19 protein-coding genes are annotated in these 15222 nt (G+C 38.4%); 2 read left to right on the top strand and 17 right to left on the bottom strand.

What is annotated here, in order from left to right; all coding sequences use genetic code 11:
* Positions 1-15 precede the first annotated feature (15 nt).
* Positions 16-456, bottom strand: a complete 441-nt coding sequence (locus AC1DUW_RS08405; RefSeq protein WP_053348803.1) for a peptidylprolyl isomerase — start codon at positions 454-456, stop codon at positions 16-18.
* Between the two features lie 160 nt (positions 457-616).
* Between AC1DUW_RS08405 and AC1DUW_RS08400 the strand changes: the two genes are divergently transcribed.
* Positions 617-1609: an NADPH:quinone oxidoreductase family protein gene (locus tag AC1DUW_RS08400; protein ID WP_053348802.1), complete on the top strand. Its 993-nt coding sequence runs from the start codon at positions 617-619 to the stop codon at positions 1607-1609.
* A gap of 38 nt (positions 1610-1647) precedes the next feature.
* Here AC1DUW_RS08400 and AC1DUW_RS08395 read toward each other — a convergent pair whose 3' ends face one another.
* From AC1DUW_RS08395 to AC1DUW_RS08365, 7 genes are all read right to left on the bottom strand, one after another.
* On the bottom strand, positions 1648-3114 hold the full coding sequence (locus AC1DUW_RS08395; RefSeq protein ID WP_477642322.1) for a PAS domain-containing sensor histidine kinase: 1467 nt from the start codon (positions 3112-3114) through the stop codon (positions 1648-1650).
* 148 nt (positions 3115-3262) lie between these two features.
* A complete protein-coding gene (locus tag AC1DUW_RS08390) occupies positions 3263-3691 on the bottom strand; it encodes a cell wall hydrolase (RefSeq protein WP_053348800.1) in 429 nt (142 codons plus the stop codon).
* A 227-nt stretch (positions 3692-3918) separates the two neighbouring features.
* Complete coding sequence (locus tag AC1DUW_RS08385) at positions 3919-4194, bottom strand: DUF1292 domain-containing protein (RefSeq protein WP_407946293.1); 276 nt, start codon at positions 4192-4194, stop codon at positions 3919-3921.
* 476 nt (positions 4195-4670) lie between these two features.
* Entirely contained in the window at positions 4671-5468 is a 798-nt protein-coding gene (locus tag AC1DUW_RS08380; protein ID WP_053348798.1) for an ABC transporter permease, read from the bottom strand.
* A gap of 21 nt (positions 5469-5489) precedes the next feature.
* Positions 5490-6287 carry an ABC transporter permease subunit gene (locus AC1DUW_RS08375; RefSeq protein WP_252431592.1) on the bottom strand — a complete coding sequence of 266 codons (798 nt, stop codon included), beginning with the start codon at positions 6285-6287 and terminating at the stop codon, positions 5490-5492.
* A 4-nt stretch (positions 6288-6291) separates the two neighbouring features.
* Positions 6292-7176 (bottom strand): ABC transporter ATP-binding protein, encoded by an 885-nt coding sequence (locus AC1DUW_RS08370; RefSeq protein ID WP_053348796.1) that lies wholly within the window; start codon positions 7174-7176, stop codon positions 6292-6294.
* Between the two features lie 17 nt (positions 7177-7193).
* Positions 7194-7772, bottom strand: a complete 579-nt coding sequence (locus tag AC1DUW_RS08365) for a TetR/AcrR family transcriptional regulator (RefSeq protein WP_252431594.1) — start codon at positions 7770-7772, stop codon at positions 7194-7196.
* Between the two features lie 512 nt (positions 7773-8284).
* On the opposite strand from AC1DUW_RS08365, the gene AC1DUW_RS08360 reads away from it, so the two are divergent.
* Positions 8285-8671: a VOC family protein gene (locus AC1DUW_RS08360; protein WP_053348795.1), complete on the top strand. Its 387-nt coding sequence runs from the start codon at positions 8285-8287 to the stop codon at positions 8669-8671.
* 175 nt (positions 8672-8846) lie between these two features.
* Here AC1DUW_RS08360 and AC1DUW_RS08355 read toward each other — a convergent pair whose 3' ends face one another.
* The 9 genes from AC1DUW_RS08355 to AC1DUW_RS08315 all read right to left on the bottom strand — a co-directional run bounded on the left by AC1DUW_RS08355 (position 8847) and on the right by AC1DUW_RS08315 (position 14863).
* Entirely contained in the window at positions 8847-9206 is a 360-nt protein-coding gene (locus AC1DUW_RS08355; RefSeq protein ID WP_053348794.1) for a hypothetical protein, read from the bottom strand.
* 244 nt (positions 9207-9450) lie between these two features.
* Positions 9451-9720: a 30S ribosomal protein S14 gene (rpsN, locus tag AC1DUW_RS08350; protein WP_053348793.1), complete on the bottom strand. Its 270-nt coding sequence runs from the start codon at positions 9718-9720 to the stop codon at positions 9451-9453.
* Positions 9721-9848: 128 nt separating this feature from the next.
* A complete protein-coding gene (gene rpmG / locus AC1DUW_RS08345; RefSeq protein ID WP_053348792.1) occupies positions 9849-9998 on the bottom strand; it encodes a 50S ribosomal protein L33 in 150 nt (49 codons plus the stop codon).
* Between the two features lie 24 nt (positions 9999-10022).
* Positions 10023-11216 (bottom strand): GTP-binding protein, encoded by a 1194-nt coding sequence (locus AC1DUW_RS08340; protein ID WP_477642321.1) that lies wholly within the window; start codon positions 11214-11216, stop codon positions 10023-10025.
* Between the two features lie 298 nt (positions 11217-11514).
* A complete protein-coding gene (locus AC1DUW_RS08335; protein WP_161804980.1) occupies positions 11515-11685 on the bottom strand; it encodes a hypothetical protein in 171 nt (56 codons plus the stop codon).
* Positions 11686-11843: 158 nt separating this feature from the next.
* Positions 11844-12218, bottom strand: a complete 375-nt coding sequence (locus AC1DUW_RS08330) for a nucleotide excision repair endonuclease (protein ID WP_053348790.1) — start codon at positions 12216-12218, stop codon at positions 11844-11846.
* A 345-nt stretch (positions 12219-12563) separates the two neighbouring features.
* The gene (locus tag AC1DUW_RS08325; protein WP_083450963.1) at positions 12564-12716 is read right to left on the bottom strand and encodes a YpzG family protein; all 153 of its coding nucleotides are present in this window, start codon (positions 12714-12716) and stop codon (positions 12564-12566) included.
* A gap of 108 nt (positions 12717-12824) precedes the next feature.
* Positions 12825-13469: a DUF4352 domain-containing protein gene (locus AC1DUW_RS08320; protein WP_053348789.1), complete on the bottom strand. Its 645-nt coding sequence runs from the start codon at positions 13467-13469 to the stop codon at positions 12825-12827.
* Positions 13470-13489: 20 nt separating this feature from the next.
* Positions 13490-14863 carry an alkaline phosphatase gene (locus AC1DUW_RS08315; protein WP_477642320.1) on the bottom strand — a complete coding sequence of 458 codons (1374 nt, stop codon included), beginning with the start codon at positions 14861-14863 and terminating at the stop codon, positions 13490-13492.
* Positions 14864-15222: the final 359 nt, after the last annotated feature.

Below are 15222 nucleotides of genomic sequence, written 5' to 3'. Positions count from 1 at the left end.
CTCTTTCTACATCCATTATTCAGCGTCAAAAACTTCGACTTTCTCCATTTTGTCGCCATTTTTCATAGCTTTAGCTGTTTCAAGTCCAGATGTTACTTTACCGAATACCGTGTGGACACCGTTAAGATGTGGTTGCGGTGCGTGAACGATAAAGAATTGGCTTGAGCCAGTGTCTTTTCCAGCATGTGCCATAGATAGGCTACCTGCTTCATGTTTATGAGGATTTCCTACAGTTTCACACTTAATCTGTGTGCCACTTCCGCCTGCACCTGTACCTGTTGGATCTCCACCTTGGCTTACGAAACCTGGGATGACACGGTGAAATACTACGCCGTTATAAAATCCTGTGTTCGCTAAGTTTTCGAAGTTAGCTACTGTGTTTGGTGCTTCGTTCGGGAAAAGATCGAATTCGATTTTTTCTCCATTTTCCATAAGTATGTATCCTTTTTTAGCCATGTAAAACATCTCCTTTAATATAAACTGAATCAAACCTTATAGTAACATTTTTAGAAGAAGAAAGAAAAGATAGAGCCATTTATTTCGAATTCAATCATTATACAGCTTACCGTCTTTTCTTATATAATTAGAATGATTTAAATCAAAGGGGGGACTAATTATGGTACAACGATTTGATGCATTAGTCGTGGACAAGCAAGAGGACCAATTTTCCGTTAGCATTCAGGAACTAACACTTGATGACTTACCTCAAGGCGAAGTGCTCATCCGCGTTCATTATTCAGGTGTGAATTATAAAGATAGCCTAGCTAGCATTCCGAATGGAAACATAGTCACAAACTATCCAATTGTTCCGGGAATTGATTTAGCTGGTGTTGTCGTTTCATCAGAGAATCCCCGTTTTAAAGAGGGAGACGAAGTCATTGCGACTTCCTATGGAATCGGCGTTTCCCAATCCGGGGGCTATAGTGAATTTGCCCGCGTTCCTGCAGAGTGGATTGTTCCACTTCCTGAGGGCCTTACATTGAAAGAAGCGATGGTTATCGGAACGGCTGGTTTTACTGCGGCCTTATCGGTTCTCCGTCTAGAAGAAAATAACCTCACTCCTGATCAAGGAAGTGTTCTCGTAACTGGTGCAACAGGTGGGGTCGGCAGCTTTGCGGTCTCGATACTTTCCAAGCTTGGCTATTCGGTTGAGGCGAGTACAGGAAAAGAATCAGAACACGGGTACCTAAAGGAAATTGGTGCCTCAACAATTGTATCACGTGAAGATGTCTACAATGGCAAGCTTCGGGCACTAGGCAAACAAAAGTGGAGTGGTGCGGTTGACCCAGTTGGCGGAGAACCACTTGCTTCTGTCCTTAGTCAAATTCAATACGGAGGTTCTGTTGCGGTAAGTGGATTAACAGCAGGTACCAATCTACCAGCTACTGTCTTTCCATTCATCCTAAGAGGTGTTAATTTACTCGGAATTGATTCCGTGAATTGCCCAATGGATACGAGATTGAAGGTTTGGCAGCGACTCGCTACCGATTTTAAGCTGGCACATTTAGAACAGCTCATACAACAGGAAATTACCCTTAAAGATTTACCGGATGTCCTTCCTACCCTTTTAAAAGGGGAAGCAAGAGGCAGAACAATCGTTAAACTATAAACCAAAAAGTGACGAGAGCATTGACTTCTCGTCACTTTTCATTGTGAATTTTTATCGATAGGGAGAATGATATCAACGATGGTTCCTTTTCCTACTTCACTACTAAATTGGATTTCACCCTTATGCTCATGAATGATTTTAGTACTGACCATGAGTCCTAATCCTGTTCCTTTTTCCGTAGTACTATAAAAAGGCTGTCCTAGATGCTTTATGCGCTCTTCTGAGATTCCACTACCCTGATCAATGAAGGAGATAACTATGGATTCCCCTTCATATTTTAACTGAATATGAAGTTTCCCTCCTTTAGGCATTGCTTCTATCGCATTATTAACGACATTAGTAAACACCTGTTTTAACTGAGTAGGCTCACCAAGGACCCATACAAAATTCTTTTTATATTCTTTGATAATTTCAACGTCATTTATTATTGCCTGAAACTCGGCTAACATAATTACACTGTCTAATATATCGGTAAGCTGAATCGATTCCCAAACCTTCGCTTCAGGCTCTGCTAAACTCAAAAATTCATTGGCTAAAATTTCAATTTTCTCAACTTCACTTACAGTCATTTCAAGATAGTCCTTTTTATCGGGGCTTTCTCTCAATAGTTGTAAAAATCCTTTAACCGTTGTTAACGGATTCCTTATTTCATGTGCAATACCCGCAGCCATCTGCCCCACCGCAGATAGCATGTTAGATTTACAAAGTATTTCTTCTGTTTTCTTACGCTCGGTAATATCTCTGCAAAACACCTGTATGGCTGGACGGTCCTTATAAATAATCGGAAGGCCAAGTGTTTCTCCATAAAATTCTTGTCCATCTAGTCTAATGAACTTTTGCTCCAATAAATCAACTGCTTTATAATCGTCTCTCATTATCTTGATTCGTTTTTTTACAGTTTCTAGAGAATCAGGGTGAACGAACTGAAAAACGGACATGCCAATAATATCATCAACACTATCCATACCTAGCATTTTTGCCCCCATAGGATTCATATACTCAATGACCCCATTGCGATGCACAAAAATCGCTTCAGGTGATACTTCCACTAAACTGCGATACCTTTCTTCACTTTCCTTCAAGGCAGCTTCAGCAAGCTTTTGATCCGTGATATCCCGATAAACGAAGGCCAATGCACTCGGCTCATTTTTATTGTCTCGGATAGTAAAAAGGGAGATGCTCACATTGATTAACTGGCCATCTTTTCTTTGTCTAACCGTTTCAAAGCCTTTCTTTTGTTCCCCTTCCCTAACCTGGCTATGCAATTCATTTACTGACTCCTTCAAGAATTCAGGAATAATCGGAAACGGCTTACCTATTATTTCATCATTTTTCCAACCAAAAAATTCTTCAAAAGCAGAATTAACTTGAAGGGTTTTTCCTTCCAGATCAACGATAGAAATGGCGTCCGCATTATTCTCYATGAAAGACTTAAGTTGCTCTGTGATTTCCTCCGACTGTTCTCCCATTTGCCTTTGCCCATAATTAACAAGCCTTTTACTCATCAATTTTTTTATTCCTTTCTTATCCGGAAATTTACTGTCTCAATTTTACAGTATCAGTAAATCATTTGCTAGTTTTATCATATGATATTTTGATTACATACTTGACACACAAAGAGGCCAAACCTCCATATAAGGTTCAGCCTCTTTCCTAAAATGTATTATAAATATTTTCACACTCTGCACCTGTGGGTTCATAAAAACAATGAAGCTTAAAACGCCCAGCTAAAGGCTGGTTATACCAGGTTGCCGGACAATCTCCCGGTGGCCTGAAGTACCATAGGCTAAATTTTGAAGGCCATAACCTTTCACCATTTACATTACGACGTGCAAGACTTTTTTCTCTCTCTCTTGCTCTTTGATAAAAATAACCTTTTTGAACAGCTTCGAAGGCATGTTCCTGATAAACCATATCCGGAATCGTTCTTAATCCTATAAAATCGGAACAGTCCGACCTTATCCGGTTGATTCCAACATTCCCAATCATCAGCATGCCTTGATCACCTTCGCTCTCACCTTCAGCTCTAAGCAACCTTGCCAACAATGCAATATCAGAATCCGTATGTTTTACGACAGCCATTCTATCACCTCCACTTTTTTTATCCTATGCCTAGTGGGTAGAAAAATGACTTCTTGATTTAACAAAACCTTCATACACACTACATGTCCTTTCAACAACGCGGCACTATACTTAAGTAAGGCTGGATAGCACGCGTGGCTATCATGGTATTTGGCGAAGGCGGGGCCAGTACTTTTCATACATATAAAAAAGACGACACCCAATGTGCCGTCTTTTCTAGTTTCCCATCAATCCTGCGGATCAAAAGCTGCTTCGAACGCTAGGGATACCTTTTCGAACTCCTCGTCCGTTTCGATATCGATTAGCTCTCCTTCACCCTCGACTCTGAAAAAGAAAATATCAATATCATCCTCTGTATCTTCTTCAATATCTTCAAGCAAGCCCACTGCTACATATTCCGTTCCTTCTACATCTAATGATCCTAGAACTTCAACCTCATGGCCCTCATCATTGTCATCAGTAAGGGTGAAAACTTCACCTTCTCGAATTTTTCCCATAATAATATCTCTCCTCCCATATCCATTAATAATGGCGTTGTTCCCATAGTATATCTACTATTTCATATAGAAACAAATTTTTGCTTACAAAAAGATAAATATTTGCCTCAGCAAATACAGTCAAAATGAAATAATCTGGATAATATCTCATCTCCAGAGTTTTTTACACTAAACAACTATTGATTTTATTTAACAGCTTCTCTAATTCTTACCCAGTTTATAAACAGAAACTTTGGAAGCCTCAATTAGCTAATTTGATTTTCTCATCTTTAGCTAGCATATTGGGGTATGTTTCACACAAGATACATCCACTGATTTCTGCAGTTTGATAATCCTTATTATGTTAAAAGGGATAATAGTGAAATTTCACAGAATCTTATGCATGTTAAATCACTAACAAATACGAGCACGAAAAAATATAACACAATAAGCAATTCTAAATCAGAAAAGGAACCCCGACTTAGAGTTCCTCCATCGCAATTCTATATATTCAGGTCCCTCTTTTGATACAAGATATAGGTGGCATTTATTAATACTACAACTATTACAACTGATAATATGACAAATACTGCATCAAATCCATCACCAGCCAAAATGTACTTAGCCTCAAAATATTTAAATGGAATGATGTATTTCAAATTTTCAAGCTTACTGCTGAGCTCGACGGCAATCGATAGAATATAGGTTAGTAGAAGAATCCCTGTTGCTATCGATGTCGCAAGTTTTGGACGCTTGCTCACCGCTGCAATGCTGGTGCCAATTGCTAAGAATATCAGCTGTAATAGGAACATTCCTCCCACTAATGCTGCTATTTTGCTCGTAATCTCTGCACCACTATCATAATAGTTTACCATCATGGCCGATAAAAGGAATGTGATGAGGTTAAAAAGAAAAAGAAGGATAATCGCTGCCGCTAACTTGGAGGTGATAATCCTACTTCTTGAGACAGGCTTTGCCATCAAAAATTCAGAGGTTTTATCCCGTTCTTCCTTAGCAATAGAATTTGCCCCCAGCATAACGGCATAAATGGCTGCCATCAACAAAAGGTAAGAGAAAATCAGACCATAATAGCCAAGTGCTGTCGATATATCTAAGGTGCTTACACCAAAAATCGCTTGGAGCGACTTCGGCATTGCCGCAAAAAGGTCGTTTGCTGACTGTCCGGACGATTGCATCCCCCCATACTTGCTCATCCCTCCCGTTATCATGGCAAGAAGGCCCACCGACCACCAAATTAACGACTTACGGCTAGACATTAACTCTCTTAGCACAATGTTCATGATAGAAACACCCCTTTCTGATTACACAGTATGAATATCTTTTTTTGTAAAAACAATAAAGCTCACAGCCACAGTTGCAACAATAAAAATTGATCCAATGATAATGTACTGAGCTTCGTAGCCGGAATGTCTGATGATATAAGCAAGATCAAAATATTTAAATGGTGTTAAATAACGAACGGCCTTTTCCCCAATGACCGACCCAAACATATAGAGTATAAAAAACGCAAAAACAGTACTAAGTGAGAGGGGAAGAACCGATTTAATCCTTGAAACAAGCACAGAAAGCAAAAATCCAAAAGATGCAAACATAAGCTGAACGAAAAAGTTTGTTGCTGAGATCATGAAAAAAACTTGGTAATCAATGGATTCCTTTGCGACTATATTTGCCATAAGTGCTGCTGCTCCCATAAAGACGATATTCGTGATCAACAAGGAAGTGACAACCGCCAAAGCTTTGGAAGTTAGTATTTCTTTGCGGGCAACAGGCTTCGTCAACAGAAATTCAGCTGTTTTCCCGATGATTTCCTTCGATAAAACCCCCATCCCCAGGTTCATTCCCTGAATGGCTCCACATAACATGATATATAAAAAGACATAGGAGTAAAATCCAAGAAACGATGTAATGCTGTCAATTTGAACGCCGACTGCTTTCAGGACACCCTCAGGGTAACTAGCAAGAACCTTTTTAAATTCTTCACCTTCCCTTTCAATCGTTGGAAAAATGGATAAAAAGAGAACAGCTATTGCAACAAGAGACAGAGTCCAAATTATTGTGGACTTCCGATTCACCTTTAATTCATGCAGAAACATGTTCATCTCCTCATACCTCCTTTTCGTAATAATGAAGAAAGATTTCCTCAAGGTCCGGCTCATCTACCCATACATTGGAAAGCTCGATCTCCGAGAGCTTTCTCATGATGAGATTGATATTGCCCGAAAACAGAAAACTAATGGTATTATTGGTCGCTTCCAGATTTGTGACACCATCTGCATCAAAGAAATCGACATCAACAGGAACCTTTGTTTCAACCTTAATCTTCTTGTGGTTGCTTTCCTTTAGAGTACTTATTTTCTCAACCTTAATGATTTTCCCTTCTTTAATGATCGCCACCCGGTCGCACATCTTCTGGACCTCACTTAAAATATGGGAGGAAAATAGAATAGTTGTTCCTTTCTTGTTTTCCTCCTTCAAGAGATCAAAGAACTTCTGCTGCATTAATGGATCTAAACCGCCGGTCGGTTCATCGAGTATAATCAGCTTCGGCTTATGAAGAAGCCCCTGCACAATCCCTACCTTCTTCCGGTTTCCATAAGACAAATCATCAATTCTTTTACTCAGGTCAAGATCCATAATTTCAGCAAGCTCCTGGATCCGTTTCCTGCAATCCTTCTTATAAAAGCTGGCTGAATAGTTTAAGAGATCCTTCACTCGCATCCTGTCATAATAGAAAACTTCAGATGGCAGATAGCCAATGTCTTTTTTAATTTCGGAAGCAGACTGAACAGAATCTTTACCAAAGACCGTTGCGCTACCGCTTGTAGGATATATAATCGACAATAGTGTTCTAAGTGTAGTAGATTTACCTGCACCATTTGGCCCGATAAAACCAAAAATTTCCCCCTCTTCAACATGAAAGCTCACATTCTCGATTCCTCTGGCGTTTCCATACGTTTTGGTCAGATTTTTAATCTCAATCACGTTCATTCCTAATAACCCCCTTTTCATTTATAGAAGCTTCTTTTAAACATTTCGATGTACTGCTCTCCTTCAGAAAAGACCTCTTCATAATCCGGTTTTTTCAAATTAAGCGCCTTAGCTTTGGTTAGAACCTCGTTGCTAAACCCTTCAAAGGTCCAAAGAATGCTTTTTATCGCTTTTTGAATGTCAATATCGTCACGGAACTTTGAAGTATCAATGTCATCAAAGATCGCGGTCGAGCTTTTTACGGAAAATATTTTTTCTTTAAAATCGCCCTTAATATCATTGGCTTCTTCTAAAATTGCCTTTTCAAAAAAACGAATGATATCGGGGAATTTATTCAGCAGTTCCATCTTTATAAGCGAAATTTGCCGCAATCGGGCAAAAAAGTCTCGTTCCTCAAGATTCACTTTTTCATAAAACTCTTTCATCACCATATCCAAACAATAATCGAATAAAAATAAATACAAAGTCTTCTTATTTTGAAAATAATGGAATAACAGACCTTTCGAAATGCCCGCTTCCTTCACAATCGCATTGGTGGATGCATTGTCATATCCCCTTTCCACATAAACCTTAATTGCAGCATTCAGGATGCGCATCTGCTTCTCCTCATCTAGGCTTAAGAACTTCGAAAACATTTGTACAACCCAACCTTCTATAAAATATATTTCTGAATTTCCTTTTTTAACCACATAGGTCTATTTCAATATACTTCTGTTGACCACATTGGTCAACAGAAAATTTCCAAAAAAAAGAAAATCAATAAGATGTTTTACATTGGTCTATTAGTCTTTAATCCTTTTTAGAGTAAAAGAAAAAAACAGGCTTTCTTCTCTAAATAATACTCATGTTTCAACCCCTAGTAGACCTGAAGCACACTTTTAAAAACAAGAAAAAAAGCCCTTTATAAACATGGGCTTAATTTAGAAAGACTACTCTAGGTATGGGTTTTGCCTCCTGGTCATTTTTTACGATTTACCAGTCCAATCTTCCTTCGTCAATCATTTTTTCAATAATCAGACAAACACTACCTCAAATTGTAATTTTATAACGAATAATGTTATATATACTAATATCAGCATATTGTACCTAAACAGAAGGAGGAAGATCCTTGGCTATAAAAAGAGTCGATCATATTGGAGTTGTTGTTAGAGATCTTGAAAAATCCATAACCTTTTATCAGGATGTTTTAGATTTAAAATTGAAATCGCGGGTGCCACATACAGATGGGGTAATCCAACTAGCATTCCTTGGATACAATGATTCAAACGAAACAGAAATTGAATTAATTCAAGGTTATAGCGACACGTTGCCATCCGAAGCAACAATTCATCATTTTGCCATCAGTGTCGATGATATAGAAGAAGAATATGCTCGGATTCAAGGCCTTGAAAACGTTGAGCTAATTGATCAGGAAATTGTTACCCTGCCCAATGGTTATCGCTATTTCTACATATATGGACCAGAAAAAGAATGGATTGAATTTTTCCAAAGATAATTATTAATAAAAAAGCAGAGTTGCTAAAACTTCTGCTTTCTTTGCATTGCATCATAAAACACCTCTCTTTTACAACAATGCTGAAATATATGGTTATATCATACCTACTAAAGGAATCCCCCTTCTCTTTAACCAAAATAAAAAGAACCTTACRGGTTCTTTTTTGGTTTAGCTGTTAGAATGCATATTTGAATAACCCATAATATAACGGTCCAAGACAGACGACTAATGTGATTGCAGTCAATAATTTACTAATAGAATCAGGTAATTCTTCCGCTTTCTTATCACTATTGTAGTCTTTGCTCATAAAACTGAAAATTATATCCCATAGCAAAGAACCAACAAATACGAATTTCCATACCAGAGGTGTAAGGATAGAGGTTTTCGTTATGTACCCAAATAACCCTATCCAAGTGATAATCGAGATGACAAAATCCATTTTTGCAAGAGAGGTTTTATAGGCACCTTTAATGAGAAAACCAATCGCAGCCGTTCCCAATATTCCTAAATAAATCATCCAAAATATATGTCCCATTACTCATTCCTTCTTCCCTATGATTCTTCAATTATATGAAGAACCAAAGGAAAAGGAAATCTCTTAATATTTGAAGCCATTGTCCAAACGATGTAAGCAGAAGTTTTGCGTACAAGAAGCCACCACATCCAGGAACATTCGATACAGGATTCAATGAACTAAAAAAAATGGTGTGATGACTATTACGAATAATGATGATTCAAGGGAACCTACCCCTGAATCACCTTTGCTTTTATCCCCGTTATTACCAGCTTGCCTTTTTGACACCAGGTAAATGTCCTTTATGAGCGAGGTCTCGAAAAACAATACGTGACATGTTAAATTTGCGCATATACCCACGCGGTCTTCCTGTTACTCCACAACGATTGTGAACACGTGTTGGTGAAGAGTCTCGTGGGAGTTTGGCCAATGCATCAAAGTCCCCTTTCTCTTTCAGTTCCCTTCGGATTTCTGCATATTTTTCTACCATCGCCAACTGTTTTTGTGCTTTTACTACTTTAGATTTTTTGGCCATTTGAATCTCTCCTTTATTAAAATATAGAGAATGTTATTTAGGTTATATAATTCTATAAACTGTTCACGATTCTTTCCGCTACCTATCTTTCTTCATAAAACATAATCATTACGATTTAAAATTCAAAATTACTTCGTTTCACGGTGAAGCGTGTGTTTCTTTAAACGCGGGCAGTACTTTTTCAATTCAATGCGATCCGGGTTATTCCGCTTGTTTTTCGTTGTGATATAATTTCGGTCCCCTGTTTCTGTGCATGCTAAAGTGATGTTTACTCTCATCTTTGTTTCCTCCTATTTAGTTTTTTAATGAACTATTTCCGTAAAGGTAGGTAATGGATCTTCATACAGAGACCAATCCTGCTGCAACTCTATTTCCGTCAATAAGCATTGATCTAATTCATTTTCGATTTCCTGTTGATTCATTTGAATGCCAATCATCACTAGTTCCGTCATCCGGTCTCCGTAAAGATCATCCCAGCTTTTCAACAATTCAGGTTCATCCTGCAATATCTGCTGTTGTTCATCTTTAGGATAAGCTGCAATCCATTTACCTGCTCCCTGGATCATTAATGACGGTCCAGCCTGTGATAGCAGGCCTGCTGTATCATTTCTCGTTGCCAACCAAAGGAAACCCTTTGCCCGCACCACTTCCACCGGCCAACTTTCTAACCACGTCATCAGCCGCGATGGATGAAATGGCTTTTTCCTTCTGTAAACGAAGGAGGCTATTCCATATTCTTCGGTTTCTGGAATATGCTCTTCATTTAATTCCTTTATCCAGCCTGCTCCTTGGCTTGCCTTTTCAAAATCGAACAGCTGGGTGTTCATGACTTCTTTTAGCGGCACCTGGGAATGACTCGTTTCAATGATCCGCGCATCAGGATTTATTTTTTGAAGAACCGCGTTCAATTCCGCAACTTCTTCTGCTTTCATTAAATCGATTTTATTTAAAAGAATCACATTAGCGAACTCTATTTGGTCAATCAATAGATCAACCACTTCCCTCTGATCGGCCTCATCGGTTGCCTGCATTCGATCAATAAGAGTTTCCCCTGAAGCGTAATCCTGCCAAAAGTTCTTCGCATCAACAACGGTAACCATCGTATCGAGCCGACAAAATTTTGATAAATCAATTCCCACGTTTTCATCAACATACGTGAAGGTTTGAGCGACTGGAACGGGTTCACTGATACCAGTCGATTCAATCACAATATAGTCGATATTACCTTTTGTGGACAGCTTTTCAACTTCAATCATTAAATCCTCACGAAGTGTACAGCAAATGCAACCGTTCTGCATTTCCACCAACTTTTCATCTGTCCGAGTAAACCCTCCCTGTTTGACAAGGGACGCATCAATATTGACCTCACTCATATCATTGACGATGACCGCAACCTTAAGATTCTCTCGATTTTCAAGGATATGATTCAGCAGCTTCGTCTTTCCCGCACCAAGGTATCCACTTAAAACCGTAACGGGGATTTTCTTATTTCTCATTCACAAACACTCCTTAAACATATCTGCATTTTAAATCCATTCACAAATCAAAATCATTACGATTTATACTATGGAATTACTTTCTGTTTAAATCCACCCCCTTATAATAAAACGTAATCATTACTATTTGCAAGTTTTTTTCAAATTATTTATTGATTTCATTTTCAGTATAAGAATCGTAAAAATAAAAACAAAAATAAATGGAGACCCAATTACACATAAGCATGTGTAAAGAACCTCCAGTGCTTTTTTTTAGTTAATTGTACTCTCATATACAATATTTTATTGGATTATGTTCTTATTCCGCCATTTCCAACTCTGAAGATTTTACTGTCTCTTGTTCAAAAGATTCAATCTCTCGTTGTTTCGCCAGTTTAGAAGCTTGAGACACGGACCACGTTAAATTCCCAAAGGCAATCACTGTCCCTACCGAGATAACTAACACCTTTTTACAAAGTATTTTCTTCAATAGCAACCTCCTGAAAATGTATTGGAATACTTCAAATATAAACCAACAATGTTAACCTAACATCAAGCAACTGTAAATGTACGGACTTATTTTTGTACTTTAGATGTAACAAAAAAAGCTGATTGCATAGGCAGTCAGCTTTTCATAGTTGATTCTTATTATTTATAAAACACTTTGTCGATATTGTATTTTGCATGAAGTTTGTTGATCATGTACGTTTCATAGATTTCACGTTCCATTGCGTCTTCTACAACAAGAATGTCAATTTTTTTGACTTCATTACGGTGTAACTTAATTGGAGAAACATTATCCTCGAAATGTTTTTTGACTCTTTGTCTTAATTTACGTGCTTTACCGACAAAAATCAACTCATCATTTTCGTTATAAAACATGATGATGCCGCCTTTATCACGGGGAATTAAATGAAAATCAATGAACCCGTAAATTTCTGGGATGATCGCTTCGTCTCCCTCTATTACTTGTTTCCTTTGTTTAATGCTTATATCCGCTGCAGGGATCTCAATATTTATCATTAAAAATCACGTCCTCTATTTGTGTAAGGTAAAACTTCCAACATTGGGCCTGTTTACCCTTTGATGGTTAATATGCACAAAACCAAAATTGCTGCGCCCTGTGTCAACGCCTGCAAACTTACGGCCCGGCTTTGCTTTATTCCTAAAGGTAAATGTTATCATAATTATGAAGGAAAAGCCATGCATGCCTTATTTGAACGTTTATAAGCTATATAGATTGCAATCATGGAAATCAGCGAAAGAACACATATATTAAAAACCTATATCACGGTCCTATGTATACTTTACCCCAACATATAAAGAAGAAGACCCGTTAAGAGTCTCCTTCTTTATCAGAAATATCCGTTACCACTTGTGAGCCTTTGCATTACTTTTTAGTTTAATGTTTGTTTGTGATTCTACCGTATGGCCATTTACTTGAGTATTTGAACGCTTAGGTCTTGTCCAATTATGGTGAAACTTTTGAGAATGTGGATCTAATTGACCTTTATAACTCATTCTGTATCACCTCAGCAATAGGATTTGGATATTCTGTACATGCGATAGGTCATCCCTATCACATGTACTAGTATTTGATTTTTGCAAGGCATTCATACACCACTATTATTAAAAAGAAAATTCCATGGACTTACCTTTTGAAAGGACCTCCCCTTCACTATCAACTGCATCACTTGTCATAAAGGATATTTCCTTCGCATCTTTAGCACTTAGAATAAAACCAATGTTCCCCTGCTTTGAACCATTTCCTTCTATTTCCCCGTTCAGCTCTTCTAAGTAGATGTCATCTTCCCATGTCATATGTTTCCCAGTGTTAGTTTCCAGAAAAGCCACCGGGGAAAACATAACGTTTTTATCTGAAGTGTTTTTGATTTCAACATTCACTTTTACGATATCGAATTCGTCATCATGTGTGTATCCATGAAAGAAATCAATCATACTGTAATCCGGGAAGGCATGCATCACTTTCATATCTTTGATTACTACCTCAATCGGACCGACCTTTACAGACTCATTTGACTTATCGTAGGCCTTTAGTGTAAGTTCACCTTTTGCATCGGAAACTGTTTGGCCGATTTGGTTCAGGTTCATATCATCAGGAAGCTGTGGATTCGGAACATAGACATCCTTTTTCACCAATGGCTGGGCAACTTCCTCTGTTTTTTCTTTCCCTTTTTGTTCGTCAAAAGCCGGTTGAGTGTTAAGCGCACCAAATGTGGTTAATAAAAGGGCACCAATAATTAGTTTGTTCATGGAATCCCTCCCAGAATTCATTACCTTTTCTTTAATAGATCAAAGATGATCTTAGCTTGGTCCGTATTATCAACCTGGCCGGCAAAGCGCTCTTTATATGGACCGTATGCATAGACCGGTACATCTTCACCTGTATGACCTCCAGTTGTCCAAGCGGTATTAGTCCGATTATCAAATATTGCTTCTATAGCGTTGTCGATGTTCGTCACATTTTTTGTTTTAGCCGCATCTGAAACCGTTTTGATTTCATCGTTAGTTAGCTTGACTTTATTTTGATCGATATATTGTTTTAACGTCTTTTCTACATCTGCGCCTTTTACGATCGCATCAGCCATAAAGTCAGGTGTACGTTTAGCAGCCTTAATTGGTTCACCGAACCAGTTATAAATACCCTTTGCTCCAATCGAGAATCCTCCAGTAGAATGGTCAGCAGTCGCCACTACCAAGGTATGCTTGTCTTTCTTCGCAAATTCAATGGCGGCTTTGTATGCTTTTTCAAAGTCCTCCATTTCACTCATCGCACCTACAATGTCATTGTCATGTCCAGCCCAATCGACTTGGCTTCCTTCAACCATCAAGAAGAACCCATCTTTATCTTTGTTTAAACGCTGAATGGCTGAATTTGTCATATCTTTCAAAGAAGGAGTTTCGTTTGGACGATCAATCATTTTCGGAAGTCCTTCTGGAGCAAACAAACCAAGAACCTGTTTATTTGTATCCTTTAACATTTGATTTTTATCGGTTACATAACTATAGCCATCTTTTTTGAAGGCTTTCGTCAAATCAATATCCGGTCGGACAAAATTGGATTTCCCACCACCTAGCAGGACGTCAATTTTATGTTTGCCATTAATTAATTCCTTATAATAATCATCTGCAATAGAATTCATGTTTTTCCGGCTTTCATCATGTGCACCAAAAGAGGCTGGTGTGGCATGAGTGATTTCCGAAGTCGCAACAAGTCCAGTCGCTTTTCCTCTTTCTTTTGCAGCTTCCAACACCGTTTTGACCTCGGATTTATCATTATCAACAGCGATTGCAGCGTTATAGGTTTTCACACCGGCAGACATCGCCGTTGCTGCTGAAGCTGAATCCGTTATGTTTTGTGCAGAATCCTCTGGGTATGTCATCTGCTGACCAACCAAGTATTTATCAAACTCTGTCCTTTCTGCCACTGAAGTAGCAGGATTATCTTTTAAATACCTGTAAGCGGAGGTATAGGAAACACCCATGCCGTCACCTATCAAGAAAATGACGTTTCTAATTTCAGGTGATTTCTGTGATTTTTCCTTTGCCAACGCATCTTCATTAGTTGTGGACCATGTTAAACTTCCAATTGCTAAGGCAGAAACGAGGGTAATAGGCAAAAATCTTTTACTCAATTTGCTCTTCAAAAAAATGACCTCCCATAAATTAGTTCGTATATTTAATTAAACTATAAGGGAAGAAGATGAACCTAATGTCAAGGAAATGTAAAAATGTAGCGGTTTAATTGTTAAGACAGGGTAAATACAAATTAGGAAAAGACGGAGTCATCGTAATATAGTTCCAGGTGGACAGCTTCAATATACGGATGCCAGTTCTGCTACTTCAGATGAGGTTTTCCAGATGATAAGAGAAAGTACTCCACTCAAAAAAAGACTGCCCCTGAAGAGGCAGCCGATGCTGTGTTATTCTTCACATCCCCCTGGAGCCGGGTTGTAACTGGTCGAACTTAGTTGCGGATGGCAGCTTGATTATGGATTAACCATGG

It is taken from the genome of Peribacillus sp. P4_C12, assembly GCF_056402095.1.
The sequence above is the reverse complement of the archived record's forward strand: the minus strand, read 5'-3'. Positions and strand labels throughout refer to the sequence as shown.